General features: G+C 49.9%; 20 protein-coding genes and 1 tRNA gene. 16 read left to right on the top strand and 5 right to left on the bottom strand.

The genetic code is table 11. The features are described 5' to 3' along the window. Nucleotides 1-79: 79 nt before the first annotated feature. The 3 genes from AC2UZI_RS03880 (at nucleotide 80) to AC2UZI_RS03870 (ending at nucleotide 3,803) form a co-directional block, all read left to right on the top strand. Nucleotides 80-943 carry a DMT family transporter gene (locus AC2UZI_RS03880; RefSeq protein WP_486943708.1) on the top strand — a complete coding sequence of 288 codons (864 nt, stop codon included), beginning with the start codon at nucleotides 80-82 and terminating at the stop codon, nucleotides 941-943. 98 nt (nucleotides 944-1,041) lie between these two features. Next, complete coding sequence (locus AC2UZI_RS03875) at nucleotides 1,042-1,509, top strand: (2Fe-2S)-binding protein (RefSeq protein ID WP_486942505.1); 468 nt, start codon at nucleotides 1,042-1,044, stop codon at nucleotides 1,507-1,509. A gap of 2 nt (nucleotides 1,510-1,511) precedes the next feature. Next, on the top strand, nucleotides 1,512-3,803 hold the full coding sequence (locus tag AC2UZI_RS03870) for a xanthine dehydrogenase family protein molybdopterin-binding subunit (RefSeq protein ID WP_486942504.1): 2,292 nt from the start codon (nucleotides 1,512-1,514) through the stop codon (nucleotides 3,801-3,803). Between the two features lie 27 nt (nucleotides 3,804-3,830). On the opposite strand, the gene AC2UZI_RS03865 is transcribed toward AC2UZI_RS03870, so the two are convergent. Next, nucleotides 3,831-3,904: transfer RNA gene (locus AC2UZI_RS03865), tRNA-Gly, on the bottom strand. 212 nt (nucleotides 3,905-4,116) lie between these two features. On the opposite strand from AC2UZI_RS03865, the gene trmB reads away from it, so the two are divergent. The 10 genes from trmB to AC2UZI_RS03815 all read left to right on the top strand — a co-directional run bounded on the left by trmB (nucleotide 4,117) and on the right by AC2UZI_RS03815 (nucleotide 12,960). After that, a complete protein-coding gene (trmB, locus tag AC2UZI_RS03860) occupies nucleotides 4,117-4,818 on the top strand; it encodes a tRNA (guanosine(46)-N7)-methyltransferase TrmB (RefSeq protein WP_486942503.1) in 702 nt (233 codons plus the stop codon). 44 nt (nucleotides 4,819-4,862) lie between these two features. Then, entirely contained in the window at nucleotides 4,863-5,066 is a 204-nt protein-coding gene (thiS, locus tag AC2UZI_RS03855; RefSeq protein ID WP_486942502.1) for a sulfur carrier protein ThiS, read from the top strand. Nucleotides 5,067-5,281: 215 nt separating this feature from the next. Beyond that, entirely contained in the window at nucleotides 5,282-6,436 is a 1,155-nt protein-coding gene (locus AC2UZI_RS03850; protein WP_486942501.1) for a transporter substrate-binding protein, read from the top strand. Then, the gene (locus tag AC2UZI_RS03845) at nucleotides 6,433-7,059 is read left to right on the top strand and encodes an ANTAR domain-containing response regulator (protein ID WP_486942500.1); all 627 of its coding nucleotides are present in this window, start codon (nucleotides 6,433-6,435) and stop codon (nucleotides 7,057-7,059) included. The genes AC2UZI_RS03850 and AC2UZI_RS03845 overlap by 4 nt, the downstream gene beginning before the upstream one ends. A gap of 126 nt (nucleotides 7,060-7,185) precedes the next feature. After that, nucleotides 7,186-8,415 (top strand): urea ABC transporter substrate-binding protein, encoded by a 1,230-nt coding sequence (locus AC2UZI_RS03840; protein WP_486942499.1) that lies wholly within the window; start codon nucleotides 7,186-7,188, stop codon nucleotides 8,413-8,415. A 131-nt stretch (nucleotides 8,416-8,546) separates the two neighbouring features. Next, nucleotides 8,547-9,419, top strand: coding sequence for an ABC transporter permease subunit (locus tag AC2UZI_RS03835; RefSeq protein ID WP_486942498.1), 873 nt, complete (start codon nucleotides 8,547-8,549; stop codon nucleotides 9,417-9,419). 2 nt (nucleotides 9,420-9,421) lie between these two features. Next, nucleotides 9,422-10,486 (top strand): ABC transporter permease subunit, encoded by a 1,065-nt coding sequence (locus AC2UZI_RS03830; RefSeq protein ID WP_486942497.1) that lies wholly within the window; start codon nucleotides 9,422-9,424, stop codon nucleotides 10,484-10,486. A 17-nt stretch (nucleotides 10,487-10,503) separates the two neighbouring features. Next, nucleotides 10,504-11,223, top strand: coding sequence for an ABC transporter ATP-binding protein (locus AC2UZI_RS03825; protein ID WP_486942496.1), 720 nt, complete (start codon nucleotides 10,504-10,506; stop codon nucleotides 11,221-11,223). Continuing rightward, nucleotides 11,216-11,929: an ABC transporter ATP-binding protein gene (locus AC2UZI_RS03820; protein ID WP_486942495.1), complete on the top strand. Its 714-nt coding sequence runs from the start codon at nucleotides 11,216-11,218 to the stop codon at nucleotides 11,927-11,929. Before AC2UZI_RS03825 ends, AC2UZI_RS03820 begins: the two co-directional genes overlap by 8 nt. Before the next feature lie 32 nt (nucleotides 11,930-11,961). Continuing rightward, nucleotides 11,962-12,960, top strand: a complete 999-nt coding sequence (locus AC2UZI_RS03815) for an acetamidase/formamidase family protein (protein ID WP_486942494.1) — start codon at nucleotides 11,962-11,964, stop codon at nucleotides 12,958-12,960. 73 nt (nucleotides 12,961-13,033) lie between these two features. On the opposite strand, the gene ffh is transcribed toward AC2UZI_RS03815, so the two are convergent. Next, nucleotides 13,034-14,512, bottom strand: coding sequence for a signal recognition particle protein (gene ffh / locus AC2UZI_RS03810; protein WP_486942493.1), 1,479 nt, complete (start codon nucleotides 14,510-14,512; stop codon nucleotides 13,034-13,036). A 106-nt stretch (nucleotides 14,513-14,618) separates the two neighbouring features. Here ffh and AC2UZI_RS03805 point away from each other — a divergent pair, with 106 nt between their 5' ends. The 3 genes from AC2UZI_RS03805 to ampD are packed head-to-tail and all read left to right on the top strand — an operon-like array spanning nucleotide 14,619 to nucleotide 16,297. Further along, on the top strand, nucleotides 14,619-15,470 hold the full coding sequence (locus tag AC2UZI_RS03805; RefSeq protein WP_486942492.1) for a cytochrome C assembly family protein: 852 nt from the start codon (nucleotides 14,619-14,621) through the stop codon (nucleotides 15,468-15,470). After that, nucleotides 15,463-15,717 (top strand): PP0621 family protein, encoded by a 255-nt coding sequence (locus tag AC2UZI_RS03800; RefSeq protein ID WP_486942491.1) that lies wholly within the window; start codon nucleotides 15,463-15,465, stop codon nucleotides 15,715-15,717. Before AC2UZI_RS03805 ends, AC2UZI_RS03800 begins: the two co-directional genes overlap by 8 nt. Beyond that, a complete protein-coding gene (gene ampD / locus AC2UZI_RS03795; protein ID WP_486942490.1) occupies nucleotides 15,701-16,297 on the top strand; it encodes a 1,6-anhydro-N-acetylmuramyl-L-alanine amidase AmpD in 597 nt (198 codons plus the stop codon). The genes AC2UZI_RS03800 and ampD overlap by 17 nt, the downstream gene beginning before the upstream one ends. A gap of 39 nt (nucleotides 16,298-16,336) precedes the next feature. Here ampD and AC2UZI_RS03790 read toward each other — a convergent pair whose 3' ends face one another. The 3 genes from AC2UZI_RS03790 to AC2UZI_RS03780 all read right to left on the bottom strand — a co-directional run bounded on the left by AC2UZI_RS03790 (nucleotide 16,337) and on the right by AC2UZI_RS03780 (nucleotide 20,555). Further along, nucleotides 16,337-17,449 (bottom strand): alpha-hydroxy acid oxidase, encoded by a 1,113-nt coding sequence (locus tag AC2UZI_RS03790; RefSeq protein ID WP_486942489.1) that lies wholly within the window; start codon nucleotides 17,447-17,449, stop codon nucleotides 16,337-16,339. A 10-nt stretch (nucleotides 17,450-17,459) separates the two neighbouring features. After that, nucleotides 17,460-18,140, bottom strand: a complete 681-nt coding sequence (locus tag AC2UZI_RS03785) for a Fe2+-dependent dioxygenase (protein ID WP_486942488.1) — start codon at nucleotides 18,138-18,140, stop codon at nucleotides 17,460-17,462. A gap of 186 nt (nucleotides 18,141-18,326) precedes the next feature. After that, nucleotides 18,327-20,555 carry a TonB-dependent receptor gene (locus AC2UZI_RS03780; RefSeq protein WP_486942487.1) on the bottom strand — a complete coding sequence of 743 codons (2,229 nt, stop codon included), beginning with the start codon at nucleotides 20,553-20,555 and terminating at the stop codon, nucleotides 18,327-18,329. Between the last annotated feature and the right edge of the window lie 179 nt (nucleotides 20,556-20,734).

The raw sequence follows: 20,734 nt of genomic DNA, 5'->3' as shown, positions 1-20,734 counted from the left end.
AGAGAGTAGGCATGACAATTGTGCTTGGCTGAGTTGAGCGCTATGTGATGTACTACTCAAAACAAATCAGGGGAGCAGTATCGTGAAAACCGCAAGTGGGTGGCTTAACGGCTTCATCGGAGTCACTATCTTCTCTGGCTCGCTACCTGCAACGCGAATAGCGGTCATGGACTTTGATCCGTTGTTTCTAACGTGCGCAAGGGCCGTGCTGGCTACAGGGCTGGCCATCGCCCTCTTGATGGCTTTCCGAGAACGTCGGCCCACCCTCACCAACCTACTGCCGCTTACCATTGTTTCTTTAGGCGTTGTGATTGGGTTTCCTCTGCTCACTGCCATGGCCCTGCAGCATATATCCTCGGCTCATTCAGTGGTCTTTTTGGGACTATTGCCATTAAGCACCGCTTTTTTTGGCGTGATTCGGGGCGGTGAGCGCCCGCGTCCCGTGTTTTGGTTATTCGCGTTGTTAGGAAGTGCCTGCGTGATGAGCTATGCCATCATGACGAGCAACGGCGGCTCTACACAGGGAAACCTATTAATGCTTGCCGCCATTGTTGTTTGCGGTCTGGGCTACGCTGAAGGCGCAAGCCTTTCACGTACCTTGGGAGGATGGCAGGTGATCAGCTGGGCCTTAGTGCTTGCCTTACCCGTTATGATCCCGCTGCTTTTATTTTCCATGCCAACATCATTCGATCACGTGGGTGTCCCTGCATGGATTAGCCTTGCCTACGTTTCGTTCTTTAGTATGTTGATCGGCTTTTTGTTCTGGTATCGAGGCTTGGCCCAAGGAGGGATTGCTGCCGTCGGACAACTACAACTTATACAACCCTTCATGGCCTTTGGGCTAGCCGCTTTATTTCTACGCGAAACCATTAGCGCCGCCATGCTACTCACCACAGCTGGCGCCGTAATTTGTATTGTAGGGGCGAGAAAGTTCGCTAAGTAATCACGGCACGCCAGAAAAAGGGGCGTCATTCGCTTGTCACCACTCACTGCGTCGATGCGGTTACAGTAGACCCTGTGGATATAACTCAGGACGACATCATGACGCAAATAAAAGTGAACGGGCAAACCGCTGAGATTAGCGCCCCCGCAGAAATGCCTCTGCTATGGGTGTTACGCGATGAACTGGGCATGACCGGCACTAAGTTCGGATGTGGTAGAGCGCTCTGTGGCGCCTGTACAGTACACATGGACGGCGTGCCAGTCCGCTCCTGTGTTACGCCTATCTCTGCGGCAGACGGCCAAGCCATTACTACCATTGAAAACATGCATAACCACCCCATTGGTCGCATCGTGCAGCAAGCGTGGATTGAAAATAATGTAGCGCAATGCGGTTACTGTCAGGCTGGACAAATTATGTCAGCCGTTAACTTGCTGGAAAACACGCCCACTCCCACGGTACAAGAGATCGACGAAGCCATGAGTGGCAATATTTGTCGCTGCGGCACCTATCCTCGTATTCGAGCTGCCATTCAGCAAGCCTCGACACAATTACAGCAAGAGGGTTAAACATGCCATCGACTTTTCAACGCTCAAGACGTCGTTTCCTACAAGGCAGCCTCGGCGTTTTTACACTGGCCATTAGCACCAAAGGCTTAATAACGAAGGCGTGGGCATCCGAATCGAGCACCACCAAATATGGCGCAGACTCAATGCCGGGTGGCACTGTTGATAACCCTCTTGTCTTCGTTTCCATCGCTACAGACGGTACCGTTACGCTTATCGCGCATCGTGCAGAGATGGGAACCGGCGTGCGTACTAGCCTCCCGATGGTGATCGCCGATGAAATGGAAGCCCGTTGGGAAAAAGTAAATGTCATTCAAGCAGAAGCCAATGAGGCTCGCTATGGCAATCAAAACGTTGATGGCTCCCGTAGCATGCGTCATTTTCTGACGCCGATGCGACGCGTCGGCGCTGCAGCCCGCGCTATGCTCGAAGAAGCGGCTGCACTGCACTGGTCCGTACCCCGCGCTGAAGTCAAAGCCGTACAACACGAGGTCGTGCACCTCCCAACCGATCGCCGCTTAGCTTATGGCGAACTCGCGGCTCGTGCCGCAACCTTAGCCATACCCGACACAGACACACTAACGCTAAAAGATCCCGCAGACTTCCGCTATATAGGTAACGATGTCGTACGCCTAGTCGATTTAGAAAACATAGGACAAGGCACTGCCACCTACGGCACCGATATCCGTTTACCCGATATGGTTTATGCAGTCGTAGCGCGCCCGCCTGTTGTGGGTGGCCAACTACGTCGCGTAGATAGTCGTAAAGCGGCAGCGCTGCCTGGCGTTTTAAAAATTGTTGAACTCCCTGCTTTTCAAGGCGCCCCCGCCTTTCAACCCTTAGGTGGGGTTGCAGTGGTTGCCAGCAACACGTGGGCAGCGATACAAGGCCGGGAAGCCTTAGAGATTGAGTGGGACGACGGCCCAAACGGTTCGTATGACTCGACGGCTTATCGCCAGACACTCGAAGCGGCTGCTCGCGAAACCGGCATCGTCATGCGTGACGAAGGCGACGTTGCACACACTTGGTCAACAGCACCTGAAAACCAACGTCTAAGCGCCGAATATTATGTTCCGCACCTTGCCCACGCAACAATGGAAACGCCCGTTGCCACGGTGAAAATTCTTGAGAACAAGGCCGAAGTCTGGACCTCAGTGCAAGACCCCGCCGCCGCACAACGCGCCGTTGCCAGCCGCCTTCAATTAGAGCCCGAAGACGTTAAGGTCAATGTATTGTTGTTGGGTGGCGGCTTCGGACGTAAATCCAAGCCTGATTTTGTCGACGAGGCAGCAATCGTTGCTCAAGCGATGCCCAGCGGCACCCCAGTTCAATTGCTGTGGACGCGCGAGGACGATATTCATCACGACTACCTTCATACCGTATCGGTAGAACGAATAGAAGCCACCTTAGATGATCAAGGGCAAGTGCAATCATGGCTGCATCGCAGTGCTGCACCCACCATCGCTTCGCTGTTTTCCGAAGGAGCTAAAGGGCAGCAACTGTTCGAATCTGCTATGTCAGCGATCAATATGCCCTACCGTATTCCTAACGTACGCGTAGAAGCGGCAGAGGTTGCTGCCCATACTCGCATTGGTTGGTTCCGTTCTGTCTCTAACATCCCCCATGCTTTTGCCGCACAATGTTTTATTGCCGAGCTTGCACATCAAGCTGGAAAAGATCATAAAGCGTTTGCGCTGGAACTGATCGGCCCTGCCCGCCAAATTGACCCCCGCACCATGGCGGATACGTGGAACTACAGCGAGTCGCCTGAACGCTACCCCTACGACACTGGCCGTTTACGGGATGTGATTGAAGCGGCAACACGTGGTGCTAACTGGGGACGCGAACTACCCGAAGGCCACGGACTGGGGCTGGCTTTCTGCTATAGCTTTATGAGTTACACGGCCACCGTTATTGAGGTAGCGGTAAACGAAAAGGGAGCGGTCGAAATTATTGCCGTCGATATGGCCATCGACTGCGGGCCACAAATTAACCCCGAGCGCATCCGAGCTCAAATGGAAGGCGGCGCTATCATGGGCCTAAGCCTTGCACTAAGCAGCGAGATCAGCTTCGAAAATGGGCGCGTTAAACAAAGTAACTTTCACGATTACGAAATCATGCGACACCATCAGGCCCCTCGCACGATACGCACACATTTAGTGAACAACAATTTTGACGTGCCACCAGGAGGGGTAGGCGAACCACCGGTTCCTCCTGTTGCCCCTGCATTATGTAATGCCATTTTTGCTGCGACAGGTAAACGGGTACGTAGTCTGCCCCTACGAATCACAAGCTAGCGTCAATTCGGCAGTACGCTAGAAAAATGGAGCGGGTGATGGGAATCGAACCCACGCCGTCTGCTTGGGAAGCAGAGGTTCTACCATTGAACTACACCCGCACCGCCACCGCACAGCGTATAAATAACGCGCACAACGACGCGTTTATTGCGATAATGCAGTATAACGTTGCAATAACGTAGTCGAAAAGACCTTTATTTTTCTTTTAAAGCGTCAACGTCAGCAGCATGGCGTAACCGCCACGACATTTTTAGCCGAATCTCTTCTTTACCCCTGCTCTCTTCGCAAGCGGGGCATTTACGCGTCAATACTTATGAGCACCGAGAACACTCCTACCACGCCACCTGTGACCACCGGCCACATCAAAAGCTTCGTACATCGCCGGTCACACATCACACCAGGACAGCAAGAAGCTCTAGAACGTTTACTGCCGCTTTGGGCCATCGATTACCAAGCTCAGCGCTTAGACCCCGCCAAAGCGTTTGGACGCGACGCCCCACTGGTACTTGAAATCGGCTTTGGTATGGGGGAAACCACGCTTAAGATTGCGCAAAATCGCCCTGACGATAACTTTCTAGGCGTTGAAGTGTTTAATTCAGGCGTCGGCGCGTTACTGAAGCGTATCGATGAAAACGATGTTCACAACATACGAATCATTCAACATGATGCGGTAGAAGTGGTGCGCGACATGATTGCCCCCAACAGCCTAGCTGGCGTGCACATCTATTTTCCTGACCCGTGGCCAAAAAAACGTCATCACAAGCGTCGCCTAGTGCAAGCCCCTTTTATCGAGCTCCTTAGTAGTCGTCTACGCGTTGGTGGCTATATTCATTGCGCCACCGACTGGGAGCATTATGCTCATCAAATGCTTGACGTGCTGTCAGCCCAACCTTTGCTAGAAAATACATTTGATGGCTTTGCTGAGCGCCCTGATTATCGCCCTCTTACCAAATTTGAAGCACGTGGCTTACGACTCGGCCACGGCGTGTGGGACGTCATTTTCAAACGCGTGTAACCCTTCTTTTAGCGCATTGGATAACGTTATTTTCGGAATACATTATGAATATCATGCTAAATGGCGAGAGCCGAAAACTACCTAGCTCATCTTATACCATCTTCAATTTACTCAGCGAACTTGGCTACGTGGGCAAGCGTATTGCGGTGGAACTTAATGGTGACATCGTCCCTAAAAGCCAGCACGAAGCACATCAAATCCAAGACGGCGACAATATAGAAATTGTGGTCGCGGTGGGTGGGGGTTAGTTAGCTTAGGACTTTCCCTATATCCTCGCCATATCAATTGCCAAAATATAAATTTCAGCTACTATAGCGACTAATGTGTTTAGGGCAACGGCGCCCATGCTGTAAAAGCAAGTAAATACATACAAAGCAATAAAACATATACAGAGACATCGGCAAAAAGGCCAACAGCGCAACAGCGTTGTTGGCCTTTTTTCGTTTGCACTAATAGAGTCGTCATGGCAAAAAAAACAGTACGTATTGGAGTTCTCGCATCTACCACTGGACCTTATGCTGCCGTAGGCATAACAACGTGGTATGGAGTCATGCTAGCAATTGACGAGCTACGCTCTCGCAATACAAACATCGAATTCGACATCACTTGCTGTGACCCTCAAGGCGATAACGATCAATATTTTCAACAAACTCGCAACATGCTGCAGTCGGGTATTCGACATGTTATTGGCTGCTATACCTCATCGAGTCGCAAAATCATTCTGCCTTTATTCGAAAAATACGAAGCTTTGCTCTGGTATCCAGCCCACTACGAAGGTTTCGAATCAACAGATCATGCGATATATACCGGCACAGCACCAAATCATCATATTTATCCGATGATTGAGTTCATGACATCAAACTTTGGTCATAGTGCTTACTGCATTGGGTCGGACTATATCTGGGCATGGGAAAGCAACCGCGTTTTCAAAGATGAGTTTACGCGGATGGGTGGCACGGTGTTGGGCGAACGATACCAACCGGTGGGTGGCACATCCATGAGCGCTGTCATTGATGAAATTTTCGCGCTTGAGCCTACATTTATTCTGAACACATTGATTGGAAAATCCAGTTACCACTTCTTCAGAGAGTTTCGTGCTCGCTGTATTGCTCGCGGCATAGAGCAAACACAAAAATACCCCATTGCAAGCTGCAACTTGTCAGAGGCCGACCTCGACGGGATAGGAACGCAAGCAATGGATGGCCACTATAGCTCTAGTGTCTATTTCTCAAGTGTCGATAGTGTGGAAAACAAGCGCTTTGTTGAGGCCTATCACCGTAAGTTTCCCGAGGCCCCCTTACCACCAGTAGAGGTCGAAGCAGCCTACATTGCAACGCATTTACTGGCCGCTGCGTTAGAGAAAGCTGATGCGGATGATCTCCCAGCGGTACGAGAGGCGGTATGCCAACTACGTTTCCAAGCCCCTCAAGGGCTCGTCTATTTAGACCCCGTAAACTTCCATAGCTACCTAACCCCGCGCATCGGCTTATCCAAAAGCAATGGCGAGTTTCAGATCGTGGCACAGGCGAACGCCCCTGTCCGACCAGACCCTTACTTGGTCAACTCCTCTGCCGAAACCATGTTGTCTGATCATGCTATTGGAGATCACGAGCCATGATTCTTCAACCTCGCATCCAAAGCTTTGCTCGCCGTAAGGCAACGATCATCTCAACAAGCAAAGAGTGTATTGACCGTCTGCAGAACACGTTGATAAAAATCGGCGTGCAATTGCGTCGAGTCGAAGACACGGTCGACACACCCTGCTTTCAAGATTATCCCCTGGTGGCGAACGAAGACGTGATTTTTCTTGATGGCGATCTGAGCGGCACGTTAAATGTCCCCCTGCATCCGCATACAGGATTTCCCGTGGTGCCAATTATCGGCATGGTGGGAAGCGAGGCACCGAGCCGCTTAGGCCGTTTGATGAGCAATGGGGTCACCTCATTTATTAAAAAACCGATTCACGTTGATACCGTTTTTTCCACCCTATTTTTGGCCATAAACACGCATAACGACAGGATAGCGCTGGCAGAAAAAATAGCAGAACTTGAAGAACGTAGAAAAGAAAGGCGCTACGTGATTAAAGCCGTAGCCATACTCATGCAACATTTTTCTGTTGATGATGAAAAGGCGTACGACATGCTACGTCGCCAAAGTATGCATGAACAAACCACTATTGAGATGTTTTCGAGAAAGGTGATCGAACGACAAAGTCAGTCGGTCGATTCACTTCTAGCTTAATAGGGTTGGCCATTTAACTAGCCAAAAATTCCTATTAATGAATGGGATGGGTCGCACTACGCACCCATTATTTTAAGCTTCAACTATTTTAAAAATGAACCTTAAGTTTATTTCGAGGAGAACAACATGAGAAAAACATGGATCGCTTCAGCCTTAGTTGCCGCAACGGCTTTCTCTGGGCAAGCCATTGCTAATGACAAGCCTATAAAACTGGGGGTACTAGAGGATCAGTCTGGCGAGTTTGTCGTCCCTAGCATCCCAAAAGTACGTGCCATTCAGATGGCGGCCGATGAAATCAATGCTGAGGGTGGTATTGCCGGTCGCAAACTAGATCTCGTTGTCTACGACACACAGTCAGACAACACGCGTCATCAAGAAATGATGCGTCGTGTGTTGCAGCGCGACAAAGTGGATGTTGTGTTCTCGGGGTTCAGTAGCGCATCCCGAGAAGCGTATCGCCCAATCATCAAGCAGTTTGATGGCTTTGCCTTCTATAACAACCAATACGAAGGCGGCGTGTGCGATGCCAACATGGTGGTCACCGGTGCAGTGCCTGAACAGCAAATTTCAACCTTAATTCCATGGATGATGGAAAAGTATGGCAAAAACGTATACGTGCTTGCCGCTGACTTTAATTTCGGCCAAATATCCGCGGAATGGGTACGTAACTTTGTGAACGACAACGGCGGAACTGTGGTTGGCGAGGACTTTATTCCTATCGGCGTTTCACAGTTTTCAGCCAACATACAAAACATTCAACGGACCAAGCCTGACTTCGTTGTGACATTACTAGTGGGTACGGCACAAGCGTCTTATTACGAGCAAGCCTTAGCGGCAAACCTCAAACTGCCAATGGCCTCGTCCGTTAACGTGGGTCAAGGCTACGAGCACAAACGCTTTAAAGCCCCTAGCCTAGAAGGTATGTACGTCACGACTAACTTCATCGAAGAAGTCGAAACGCCTGAGGCCAAAGCATTCGTCGCTAAATGGCATGAAAAATACCCCGACGAGCCCTACATTAACCAAGAAGCCGAAAACTCCTACCATGCTGTGTATTTGTATAAACAGATGGTAGAGCGGGCAGAAGGCTCCACCAAAAAAGCGGATCTACGAAAGGTGATTGCGGAAGGCGATGTGTGCGTAGATGCCCCTGAAGGCCGCGTATGTATTGACCCGAAAAGCCAGCACGTTTCGCACACCATTTACTTAGCACGTGTGGGCGCCGATCACTCCATTACGTTCCCTAAAGTTTGGGAAGACATCCAACCTTACTGGTTAGGTGAAGTGGGCTGCGATTTAACGCAAAACGATCCTTACGCCCAGTACACACCATCGGAAAACCCATCGGTTAAGTAAGCCTCTTTCACTTAACCCATACTCAGTCTCACCTGTTTCAAAAGCCTCCTATGCCTTACTCAATTTGAGTAAGGCATGAGGAGCACTGCGCCCGTTTTTCTCAAACTGGATGCACTGACTTGGAATCAGATATGGAATTTTTCAGTACTTTCTTTGCTTTCCTCTATCAGGCCGGCGACGCTTTTGCCTTTTTAGTGCTGGCCTCGTGTGGTCTAGCCATCATTTTTGGAATGATGGGCGTCATTAACTTAGCGCACGGAGAATTTATTCTTTGTGGCGCGTACGTATCAACCTTTGCGATTAAGTCGGGCATGCCGTTTATCGCCGCCGTTATTGCTGGCGCACTCGCAGCAGGCATGGCCGGAATGGTTGTTGAGCGACTGGTCGTCAGGCACTTGTATCAACGCCCCTTAGATACCATCGTTGCCACGTGGGGAATTAGCTTAATGGTTACCCAAGGAACCCTCATTATCTTGGGTTCTACGATGCAAGGAACGGGTACGCCTTTAGGCAGTTTTAGCATCGGTTCTTATTCATATTCAGAGTATCGCGTGGCATTAATGTTAACGGCCATTGCCTTGCTCGGTCTGCTTTATCTTGTGTTCCGCTTCACGCGATTCGGCGTATTAGCACGCGCCACTATTCAAGTCCCATCTATGGCTGACTCCTTAGGCGTGAACACAAGTCTGATTTATTCGTTCACTTTCGGCATTGGCGCCGCACTAGCTGGTCTCGCTGGAGCGCTCTATGCACCAACAATGACTCTGGTTCCAACAATGGGCAGCTCTTTTGTTGTGGATGCCTTCGTTACGGTCGTCATTGGTGGAGCCGATATATTCTTGGGCACTGCGCCCGCTGCAGCCATTTTAGGTGTTATGAAAGCTGGGTTGACCTCTTGGAAAGGACAAATGTTCGGTCATATCGGCATGTTAATAACCGTCATTATTGTGATCCGCGTATTGCCAAATGGTATTTCGGGATGGTTACTAAAGGCGAGAAAATAATCATGAAATTAACTAATTTTCTAGGCCTACTCGAAGGACCTCAAACGCTAGGAAAAGGGAAACGATTTTGGTCAAGCGCCGGTTTGATCGCTCTTCTCGCGTTCATTTACCCCCTCTTCGCTGATGGGTACGACGTAGGTAATAACGTTTACTTCTTCAACTGGGTGTTTATGGCTCTAGGCCTAAGCTTAATCTGGGGCTACGGCGGCATTTTAAGCTTTGGGCAAACCGCATTCTTCGGTATTAGCGGTTATGTTTATGCGGTACTGACGATCAACATTGGTGCCGAATATGGCTTCACATGGCTCGCTTTACTTATCGGCCTTGGCGTAACCGCCATTTTTGCAGCCATTTTAGGTTATTTCCTGTTTTTTGGACGTATCGCAGGTGTGTTTCTAGGCATCGTTACCTTGTCGGTGACCTTGGTACTAGAACGTTTCATGGCGCAAACAGCGGGCCCTGAATGGGCGATCGGAAAAGCACGCTTAAACGGCTTCAACGGAATGAGTGGCATGCCCCCGTTAACCATTCCATGGTTTGGTGAAGACATTGTTCTTTACGCTGATGTCACGCTGTACTACATCACGCTTACGCTACTCATCCTCGTGTATCTGGGCCTGCGCATGTTAGTGAACTCTCGTTTTGGGAACGTTCTTGTGGCCTCGCGAGACAACCCTTTGCGTGCTGAAATGCTGGGCTATGACATACGAAAATACCAGTTGGGTGCATTCGTCATCGGTAGTGTGCTTGCCGGACTTAGTGGCGTTCTTTATGTGTCTTGGGGCCAATACATTACGCCATCCAACATGAACATGACCGCAGCGGCATTGCCTGTAGTGTGGGTGGCTGTAAGTGGACGAAGCGATTTAACCGCCACACTGATTGGCACCTTACTCGTCCTAGCAGGCTTTCAAGCGCTCACCATTTATGGAAGCCAGTACGCCCTTGTTGTAATGGGTGCGTTACTTACATTGACAGTCTTGCTCGCCCCTAATGGCATCTTTCTAACACTGGGTCAACGTCTTAGCCGCCGTAAGCGGGTTAACACGGCCAGCATCAAACCATAGATACGGTGACGAACGTTATGAATTTACTAGAGACTCGACAACTAAATAAATGGTTCGGCGGTTTGCATGTGACAGGCAACGTGGACTTTGAGCTTAAGCGTGGCCAAGTGCACTGCTTAGTGGGCCCGAACGGCGCTGGAAAAAGCACTTTCTTCAAACTCATTCTAGGTGAAATAGCGCCAAATAGCGGCACGATACTTTTCGATGGCGTCGACATCACACGCGAACCTTCCTACCAACGCATACGCCGCGGTATCAGCGTTAAGTTTCAAGTGCCCGGTGTCTTCCCAGATATGTCCGTCGCGCAAAACCTGACCGTGGCTTTACAACAAAAACACTCGGAACGTGCTGAGGTTGAAAAGAAAGTCAATCAGCTTTTGCCTTTCATCAACTTAGCCGAGGACGCTGAGCAGTTAGCAAAAAACCTAAGCCATGGGCAGAAGCAATGGCTAGAAATTGGTATGGCCGTGAGCTTACAGCCAAAACTACTCATGCTTGATGAGCCCACTGCGGGCATGACACCCGACGAAACATTGCAGACAGGACAAATGATTCTTGATCTGAATAAACAAGGAATGACTGTTCTCGCTGTGGAGCACGATATGGCGTTTGTCCGACAAATTGCTGATCGAGTCACCGTACTGAACTACGGGGAAGTATTCGCAAGCGGCTCTATTACAGAGATAGAAAATGATGAGCGCGTCATTGAGATTTACTTAGGAAAAGCCCATGTCTAAGTCCCTGCTATTAGAAACCAACAACCTGCGGTCAGGTTATGGAACCAAACCTGTACTTCAAGGCGTGAATTTACACGTTCAAAAAGGGGAAATTCTCGCTGTCATTGGTCGAAACGGAGTGGGTAAGTCAACACTGATGAAAAGCCTAATCGGCTTATTACCCGCGGGTAAAGCTGATATTCGCTTCGAGGGAAACAGTATTTCCCACCTCCCCTCTTTTAAACGTGCTCGGCTAGGTATTGGTTATGTCCCTCAAGGCCGCGACGTTTTCCCCCGCATGAGCGTTGAGGAAAACCTACAGGTCGGCGAGGCACTGGGTCGCTCAGTACCCGCAAGCAAGTACGACGAGATCTATAGCTATTTCCCGATTCTGGCTGAACGTCGTAAACAAGCGGCCGGCACGCTCTCGGGCGGACAGCAGCAACAGCTTGCGATTGGGCGCGTACTTATCGGCTCCCCGTCTCTCATCTTGCTCGACGAACCATCTGAAGGCATTCAGCCGTCAATCGTTAAAGATATAGCACGCTTAATGGTGGAGTTAAACAAGTCTCAAAACCTAACCGTCGTGTTCGTCGAACAAAATTTAGAAATGATTCAATCCATGGCCCAGCGCTGCTATGTCATGGATAAAGGTCAGTTTACGGAAGAATTGGATCCTTCCGAATTACATGATCCAGAAGTGGTGAAACGGTGTCTGTCAATTTGACGGCAAACAAAAACAGCTATTAAGGAATACATATGTCTTGGTTTGAAACATCATTAATGGCACGCAAAGGCGTAGCACGCGGAAAAGCACTATCTAAGCACCGTATTGATGAGGAACTACAGGGAAAGTATCACTACGTATACGGCCCTTATGTTGATCCTATTATCCGCGTAGAACCCGGCGCTGTCTTAGAGGTAGACACACACGATGCATTTGAAGGCGCTTTAGAAACAGAACAGTGCGTCCCCAGTGAAAAACTGAATTTTCCCTACCTAAACCCCCAGAACGGCCCTATTTATGTAGAGGGTGCCGAAAAAGGAGATTGTTTAGCGGTTTATATCAAAGAAATCGTACCCAGAGGGCCACAGCCATGCGGCACCACTGCCTTACTCACAGAGTTTGGTGGTCTTGTCGGAACGGCGGATACCGCCATCCTTAATGCCCCCTTGCCACAACGTGTAAAAAAAGTCGCCGTCGACCCAGTTAAGGGTGTTGAGTGGAGCGACAAAATCACCCTGCCTTACGAGCCATTCATCGGCTCTATAGGCGTATCCCCTGAGATTGAAGCCATTAGCGCGCTGGTACCTGACTATTATGGTGGCAACCTTGATGTGCCCGATGTGGCGCCAGGCGCCATCATCTACTTCCCAGTCTTAACCAAAGGGGCTTATTTATACCTAGGCGATTGTCACGCCGCACAAGGCGACGGCGAGCTATGCGGTGTCGCCATTGAACACCCGACCACCACCACGATTCAGGTGGATCTGATCAAAAACATGCCGCTTAGCAATCCACGTCTGGAAAACGAGAGCTTTTATATGAGTATGGGCTCTGCACGCCCAATGGAAGATGCTGCCCGACGCGCTTACCGTGACTTAGTACGTTGGTTAGCGGCCGATTTCGATTTCACTGAAGAAGATGCCTATATGCTACTTACCCAGGCGGGACGAGTACGTTTGGGTAATATGGTTGATCCTAAATACACATTAGGCGCTTCAATATTAAAAAGCATCGTGGGACAAGCACGTTAATATCACAACACACTAAAAAAATAGTGGTAGATAAAAAATAACCGTATGGGGCTTGTTCCCCATACGGTTATTCTTAACGACGTTTACGCGATCCTTTGCCTTTACGGCCAATCATTCCGCCCATACCACCCATACCGCCGCCCCCCATTCCGCCAAGGGCTCCCATACCTCCGCCCATGCCCGACATGGAGCGCATCATTTTGGCCATGCCGCCGCCTTTCATTTTTTTCATCATGCCTTGCATTTGATCGTACTGAGTTAGCAGACGATTCACTTCTTGCACCGACACGCCAGAACCTGCTGCAATACGACGTTTACGAGACGCTTTGAGTAGTTCGGGTTTAGCGCGTTCAAGGGGTGTCATGGAACTAAGAATCCCCTCGGTGCGCCGTAATTGCTTCTCGGCCTCGCCGCCTTGGATTTGCTCTGCTGCTTGAGCAAACTGCGCTGGCAGTTTCTTTAGCAATGAGCCCATATCGCCCATTTTCTTCACCTGCTGCAACTGCTCACGAAAATCATTCAAATCAAAGCGATCGCCTGCTTTGATTTTCTTGGCCATTTTCTCGGCTTCGGCTACATCAATATTGCGTTGGGCTTGTTCAACCAAGGAAACAATATCACCCATGCCCAAGATACGCTGAGCCATACGTTCAGGGTGAAACGGCTCTAGGCCATCCAGTTTCTCTGACACCCCAACAAATTTAAGTGGCTTACCCGTGATGTGGCGAACCGATAATGCCGCCCCGCCTCGTGCATCACCATCCAACTTCGTCAGTACCACCCCTGTTAGCGGCAACGCCTCGCCAAAGGCTTTAGCGACGTTGACCGCGTCTTGACCCTGCATGGCGTCAACCACAAATAAGGTTTCGATGGGGTTTAAGGCTTTATGCAAGAGCTGAATTTCTTGCATCATGGCCTCGTCTACGCCCAAACGACCCGCCGTATCAACGATCAATACATCGTAATGCTGACGTTTGGCATGTTCGAGGGCGCGCACGGCGATATCAGTGGGCTTCTCCGAGGTGTCGGTAGGCAGAAAATCCACACCCACCTGCGCTGCTACGGTTTTTAACTGTTCGATCGCCGCCGGACGATAGACGTCAGCACTAACCACCAACACTTTCTTCTTACCGGTTTTCTTTGCATTTTGCACATGTTGACCATCGTGCAGCCACTTGGCTAATTTCGCTGTGGTGGTGGTTTTACCTGCACCCTGCAAACCCGCCATCAAAATAACAGCAGGCGGTTGCGTAGCCAAAGAAAGCTCAGAGACCTCAGCCCCTAAGTCCGCACCCATGAGCGCGGTAAGCTCAGTGTGGACAACGCCCACTAACGCTTGCCCTGGATTCAGTGAATCAGCAACCTCACTACCCAGCGCTTGCTCTTTAACTTTAGAAATAAAATCGCGCACAACCGGCAAGGAAACGTCGGCCTCAAGAAGAGCCATACGCACTTCACGCAGCATATCTTGCGTGTTTGCCTCGGTTAGGCGAGCTTGTCCACGCATTGTTTTTACAACACGGGTCATACGTTGAGTAAGATTTTCGAACATAACGCTGGTTTCGCTTAAACTAGTAAATCGTCGGGATGACAGAATAAGAATAAAATACCCGGAATCAGGGTTTTATCCCTGTCAGGTTTTACAACTGTCGGAAATTATGTCTGCAAGCATTGTATTTCACTTGCTCGCCGCACTGGCGTATATCGTGTTGGCAATTTTGTTATGGCGTCCTATCACACAGGGCACACAACAAGCCGTGCTAAGTGGTTCCAGCCGCATTGCCTTATTGGCAGCCATTGTGGTGCATGGTGCTGGGCTGTTACTTGCCATTATATTGCCACAAGGGTTGCACATCGGTTGGGCATCGGCGTTATCTGCTGCTATTTGGTTAGGGATGGTGGTATTTTGGTTTGAAAGCCTGTTTTTACGTTTAGACAGCTTGCTACTTATTCTACTACCCGCATCAACTTTAGTAAGCCTAGCGGCTGGCCTTTTTCCACAAGGTGGCCTTGTGGATCATGGTGACAGCGAATGGCTACGCTTACATTTATTGATTGCGCTGGCTTCGTATGGCCTGATGACCGTAGCAGCACTACACGCTGTGCTAATGACAGCCCTTGACCGTCAACTACATGACCCTTCTCAGCAACAACACCGATCAAGTGTACTGCATCGTGCTCTCGACACAATGCCACCCTTACTTATTCAAGAGGAACTTTTATTTAGAATCATACGTATCGGCTTTGTTGTTTTAAGCTTAACCGTTCTTTCAGGCATTGCCGTCTCTTTACATATCTCTGGCAAATTCTTGCCAATGGATCACAAAACCGTCTTTACGATCCTGTCTTGGCTTACCTTCGGTGCGCTATTAATAGGACGCGTCAAGCGCGGATGGCGCGGTAAAGTTGCCCTACGTTGGACACTACTGGGGTTCGCCTTCCTTGTATTGTCGTACTCAGGCACCCGTTTTGTATTAGATGTTATTTTACAGCGAGGCACAATTGGCTAAGTTATTCATCTGGATCGTCATTATTTTGGCGGTGCTCATCGTGGCTCGGGTTTTATCGTTTGCCAAAGCCAAACGTAATGTCGCCGCCGACCCTCGCCCACAGAACAATCGTTTCCAAAAAAACGCACCCGAACAAATGGTGCGTTGTGCGCATTGCGGTATTTATTTACCTCGCTCGCAAGCCCTTATGAGCAATCACCATACTTGGTGCAGTTTAGAGCACGCTAAGCATGGACCACGAAAGTAACGCGGCCTTAGCGCTAAGTAGCGATGGTTGGTTGACGCAAACGGCGCTGGTCAGCCACGCCCCTTCACCCAACTTCAATATGCGCCCTGAAGGCTGTGAAGTCACGCTGCTGGTGATTCACAACATCAGCCTGCCCCCCAATGTTTTTACGGGCACGGCGATAATTGATTTTTTTCAGAACAAACTCGATATCAATAGCCACCCTTGGTACCAAAACATCAAGGGGGTTTGCGTGTCAGCCCATTTTTTGATTCGACGCGACGGTCACATCGTACAGTTCGTCTCGACGCTAGACCGCGCATGGCACGCCGGAGAGTCCGATTTTGGTGGCTGCGCCAACTGCAATGACTTTTCGATAGGTATCGAGCTTGAAGGCTCTGATTATGTGCCTTTTGACGAGGCTCAGTACCAAAGCCTTCAGCAATTAAGTCAGGCGTTGACCCAGCGTCACCCTTTGGCCGCCGTTCGTGGCCATGAACACATTGCACCCCAACGTAAAACCGACCCCGGCCCTTTTTTTGACTGGGATCGCTATGCTAGCGAAATGGCTTGGCCACCCGAGTTCTTTCCCCAGACTTAGTTTTTACCCTATCAACCATGGTTTGCCGCCTATGCCCTGTTATTCAACTCGGCGCAACAGCTGAGGCTGGATATCCGCAAGGGTAGCACAACCGCTTAACGCCATGGCCACTTCTAACTCGGTACGCAAAATATGCAGAACATGCGCCACCCCCGGCGCACCGGCTGCAGCCAAGGCATATACGTAGGGCCTGCCAACCAATACAGCCGAAGCCCCTAAGGCCAGCGCCGTGAATATATCGGTACCGCGCCGTATACCCCCATCGATCAATACCGGTACGGCCCCCTGCACCACCTCTGCAATCTCAGGCAACACCTCCAACGGGCTGATGACCGTATCCAAGGTTCGTCCTCCGTGGTTCGACACGATAATGCCTTGCACCCCCAACCCCAAGGCGCGTTGCGCATCGGTTTTATTCAGTACGCCTTTTAACAACACAGGTAACGACGTTGTCTTAACCAAGGCGGCCACATCATCCCACGTAGCCGCGTGCTCAACGAGACCAGAACCAAACACCGGACTGGTGCCCGCATGACCTGGGGCCACTGGCATGCTGCTAAACCCGTTTAAATTCACAGCGGACACGCCTTGCGGCACCCTGAATTGTGCCCGCTGCTCCTGGTTACGCATACCATTTACCGGTGCATCCACCGTCAGCACAATGGCCTCATACCCCGCAGCTTCAACCTCGCGCAGCAGCCGCGTCGACGCCTCGATGTCTGCTTGCTTATACCACTGAAACCAAAGCGGACCATGTGCCTGTTGCGCGACCTCAGAGACAGCGACGCTAGACTGCATGCTTAACACCATCGTGGCCTGCATCGCCGAAGCCGCTAAAACAGTCGCAAGTTCGCCATCACGATGGGCCATACGCTGATACGCAACGGGCGCCAACAAAATCGGGAAAGCCAGCTCGTTACCGAATAGCTGCGTGCGCGTATGACCCCCGCGTAAATCCTTAAGCACCGACGGCACGACCCGATACTGATCAAAGGCACGTTGATTACGCTGCATCGCGTAACCATCGGCTGCCCCACCCTGAAAGTATGCCCACGCCTGCGCACTAAGGCGCGCTTTCGCATAGGGGATATAGTCATCCACACAAACAATGTCTGCAGGGATTTGCGTTAATGGTTCGTTCATCGCAGTCATACAATATGCGTTAAATGTCAGCCCACTCACGAACTAAGTTGTGATACACGCCCGACAAGTTAGCTAAGGCCGGACTGGAAGGGTCGGTAGAGGCAACCTCTTGTATGGATTGATCAAGCTCCCACAGCATCGCACGTTTGTGCGCATGACGCACCATACTTTGGCTCCAAAAAAACGAGGCCAATCGCTCGCCCTTGATAACCGGGTTCACACGATGCAGGCTGGTTCCTGGATACACCACCAAATGCCCTGCCGGCAACTTAATGCTTTGCGAACCGTAGGTATCTTCAATAATTAATTCACCCCCCTCGTACTCTGAGGGATCATTTAAAAATAGGGTGCTCGACACGTCAGTGCGGACACGCTCGGCGGAACTCGGCACAGCAAAAAGCGCGTTATCGATGTGGTTACCATAGGCCCCTCCGCCCTGATAGCGGTTAAAACGAGGCGGTAAAATCTTAGCGGGTAAAACCGCCGCAATAAAAGCCGGATGATTAGCCAGTACACCAACAATGAACTCACCCAATTGTTTAGCAACAGGATCATCAACGGGCAACTGCAGATTCGTTTTAACCTGACTTGCCACGTATCCGGCGGTGTTCTTGCCATCTTCCCAATTGGCCTGCTGCAGGTGTTGCTGGAAGTCGGCCACTTGCTGAGCCGTTAACACGTCGGGGATCGTAATCAGCATAAATAAAAACCATCTTAAAAGGTAGAAGCGAAACGGTACGCTACACACGCGCTACGCTTAGTTGCCAGAGATATCGCAATGAAAGCTACACCGTACTATAAAACGCCAAAACACAGTTGATGCAAAACAAATAATAAAGCCGCCCACAAAGGGGCGGCTGATCCACGAAGATCGAGGGTACTACTTTTAGTCGTAGCGATAGGTTGCGGTCAACATCACCGAACGACCCGGTCCTACGTTAGCAAACAATCCTACGTGTGACGCGTCGTAAACGCGTGTATCACCGAGGTTATTACCATTTAACTGTAACGCCAGATTTTTGTTCACATCATAACGAATCATGGCATCGTAAACGGTGTGGGATGGAAGCTCTAAGGTGTTTCCGTCATCCACAAAACGCTTACCTACGTAGGTAGCACCGCCACCAATGGTCCACTGAGGATGAACTTTGTAGGTTGTCCAGAGTGAAGCGCTGTTTTTAGCGATGAACTTAATTTGCTTACCGCTGTAGTCGTTATCGCCACTACGATACTTAGTGATCTTAGGATCTAAGTGGGTATAACCTGCCCAGACATCCCATTTTGGTGTGATAGCACCCGTCGCACCTAACTCAATACCACGAACACGGTTACTACCGGATAAACCAACATCGCCTGTTACTGGGTCTGTGGAGCGTGCATCGGTCTTTTTCGTTTCAAACAAGGCCGCGGTTAACGATAGGCGCTCATTCATCACATCCCATTTGGTTCCTAACTCCCACGAACGGCTTTTCTCGGGTTTCAAATCATGCAATTGAGCTCCACCTGCGGGGCCATCTGCACCACCTGCTTGTCCAAAGTTTTCACCTGCTGGGTTAGAGGACGTGCCATAAGATAAATAAATGGCGCCGTTGTGTGCAGGCTTATAAACCAATCCGGCCTGATAGTTTAGGAGGTTATCCTCACGGCTCTCATTGCTTTGAGCGTCCTGAACCTTAAACTTATCGTAACGTAATCCGGCGTTTACAGACCACTGCTCGTTAATTTCTACGGTATCGAAGAAATAGACCGAGCGAGTTTTAATGTCACCGTTCTTATATTTACTTCCGAATGCTAGGTTACGTCCACCATAGTTACGGTTTGGGTTTGGATTCCAAAATGAATCATAATCAGGAGCAGGTCCTCCCATCCCGCTTAAGGCATCACGGGAATAAATGTCTTCTTTACTAATTTCCACACCAGCAACAAACGAGTGCTGAAGTGAGCCGGTGGCGAAATTCCCAAACAGTTCTGTTTGATTAACTAAAGACTCAGCCTGACGATAGCGGGAACGATTTTGGCGCACAAACTCTAAATCCCCATCCTCTGTGTAGCACGATGGAGTGATGTTAGAAACAGAGTTTCGAGGTCCTGATGCACCACAATTATCAAATGTTGCGCGAGTAAATAAATACTCGTTCAGACTTTTACCGTAGCGCGTTGTATTACTTACAGTTAGCGAATCACTAAGATCATGTTCGAAATCCAAGGTAGCTGTGTCGAAAACGTTCTTTAAATAATCAACGTTCTTACGACCATAGTAGTTCTCTCTATCAACATCTATAGGACGAGTACGATCAGGGTTTGCAGGGTTACTAAAAGGAATCCCCCAATCCGGTGTGTCTTTATTCACAATATGCGAATAGCTTAAGGTGACACGCGTAGGCGTTCCCAAACCAAATGCTAAGGAAGGCGCAATACCCCATCGATCAATTTCAACGGCATCGCGTCCGGGCATATCACCGCCCATTCTCATGATGTTCAAACGCAAGGCTGCTGAGTCGGTGAAAGCAAAGTTTCCATCCCCTGTAATCCGGTATTGGGAGTCGGTGCCATAGCCTGCCGAACCTTCAAAGAAGTTTTGCAGACGCGGCGCCTTTGTTACCAAGTTGATGCTACCGCCGGTGCCCCCACGACCTGTGTAGGCCGAGCTAGGTCCTTTGATGACTTCAACGGACTCTAAGTTAAAGGTCTCGTGTGAACCGCGAGCGTAATCACGTATGCCATCAATAAAAATATCGGTACTGGCTTCATAACCACGAATGAAAGGGCGATCGCCTGTGGGGGTACCACCCTCACCAGAACCCAAGGTAATACCGGGCGTAGTACGCAATACATCTTGCAGTGATGTCGCACCACGGTCTTTAATAAGCTCCTCAGGGATCACGTTAACCGTGCGAGGTGTATCTAACAACGGCGCCGTAAATTTCTCGGAAGACGCTTTATTCGCTTGATAACCGTCAATGGGTGCACTACCTTGAACGGAAATAGAAGGTAACTCGCGTACAGAGTTTTCTTGTGCAGTAGCAACAGCAGGTAAGGTCAGTGCTCCGCCAATGGCTGCATACAGCATGCTCTGGCTAAACGACTGGGATACCGGACGACGGTAACGGGACATCAATCTTCTCCAAGAAAGCAACAACCTTGAGGTGACAACTTATTCTTTTACAGCGCTCTTCATTCCCTGAATAAGGCGATATAGTTGTTTGTCACACCACTAGGCAGAAATGTTAAAAACTTATAGTTCACGAATAGTAATCATTCTTATTACGAATTGCAAACGTGCTTGCGTTAAAG

Source organism: Paenalcaligenes sp. DL 463 (genome assembly GCF_057475185.1).
This window is presented reverse-complemented; position numbering and strand designations above follow the sequence as displayed.

What these genes read in the sequence shown, in the direction of transcription:
- AC2UZI_RS03875 (WP_486942505.1), top strand. Translation starts at nt 1,042, where the DNA reads ATGACGCAAATAAAAGTGAACGGGCAAACCGCTGAGATTAGCGCCCCC.
- AC2UZI_RS03870 (WP_486942504.1), top strand. Translation starts at nt 1,512, where the DNA reads ATGCCATCGACTTTTCAACGCTCAAGACGTCGTTTCCTACAAGGCAGC.
- trmB (WP_486942503.1), top strand. Translation starts at nt 4,117, where the DNA reads ATGAGCACCGAGAACACTCCTACCACGCCACCTGTGACCACCGGCCAC.
- thiS (WP_486942502.1), top strand. Translation starts at nt 4,863, where the DNA reads ATGAATATCATGCTAAATGGCGAGAGCCGAAAACTACCTAGCTCATCT.
- AC2UZI_RS03850 (WP_486942501.1), top strand. Translation starts at nt 5,282, where the DNA reads ATGGCAAAAAAAACAGTACGTATTGGAGTTCTCGCATCTACCACTGGA.
- AC2UZI_RS03845 (WP_486942500.1), top strand. Translation starts at nt 6,433, where the DNA reads ATGATTCTTCAACCTCGCATCCAAAGCTTTGCTCGCCGTAAGGCAACG.
- AC2UZI_RS03840 (WP_486942499.1), top strand. Translation starts at nt 7,186, where the DNA reads ATGAGAAAAACATGGATCGCTTCAGCCTTAGTTGCCGCAACGGCTTTC.
- AC2UZI_RS03835 (WP_486942498.1), top strand. Translation starts at nt 8,547, where the DNA reads ATGGAATTTTTCAGTACTTTCTTTGCTTTCCTCTATCAGGCCGGCGAC.
- AC2UZI_RS03830 (WP_486942497.1), top strand. Translation starts at nt 9,422, where the DNA reads ATGAAATTAACTAATTTTCTAGGCCTACTCGAAGGACCTCAAACGCTA.
- AC2UZI_RS03825 (WP_486942496.1), top strand. Translation starts at nt 10,504, where the DNA reads ATGAATTTACTAGAGACTCGACAACTAAATAAATGGTTCGGCGGTTTG.
- AC2UZI_RS03820 (WP_486942495.1), top strand. Translation starts at nt 11,216, where the DNA reads ATGTCTAAGTCCCTGCTATTAGAAACCAACAACCTGCGGTCAGGTTAT.
- AC2UZI_RS03815 (WP_486942494.1), top strand. Translation starts at nt 11,962, where the DNA reads ATGTCTTGGTTTGAAACATCATTAATGGCACGCAAAGGCGTAGCACGC.
- ffh (WP_486942493.1), bottom strand. Translation starts at nt 14,512, where the DNA reads ATGTTCGAAAATCTTACTCAACGTATGACCCGTGTTGTAAAAACAATG.
- AC2UZI_RS03805 (WP_486942492.1), top strand. Translation starts at nt 14,619, where the DNA reads ATGTCTGCAAGCATTGTATTTCACTTGCTCGCCGCACTGGCGTATATC.
- ampD (WP_486942490.1), top strand. Translation starts at nt 15,701, where the DNA reads ATGGACCACGAAAGTAACGCGGCCTTAGCGCTAAGTAGCGATGGTTGG.
- AC2UZI_RS03790 (WP_486942489.1), bottom strand. Translation starts at nt 17,449, where the DNA reads ATGACTGCGATGAACGAACCATTAACGCAAATCCCTGCAGACATTGTT.
- AC2UZI_RS03785 (WP_486942488.1), bottom strand. Translation starts at nt 18,140, where the DNA reads ATGCTGATTACGATCCCCGACGTGTTAACGGCTCAGCAAGTGGCCGAC.
- AC2UZI_RS03780 (WP_486942487.1), bottom strand. Translation starts at nt 20,555, where the DNA reads ATGTCCCGTTACCGTCGTCCGGTATCCCAGTCGTTTAGCCAGAGCATG.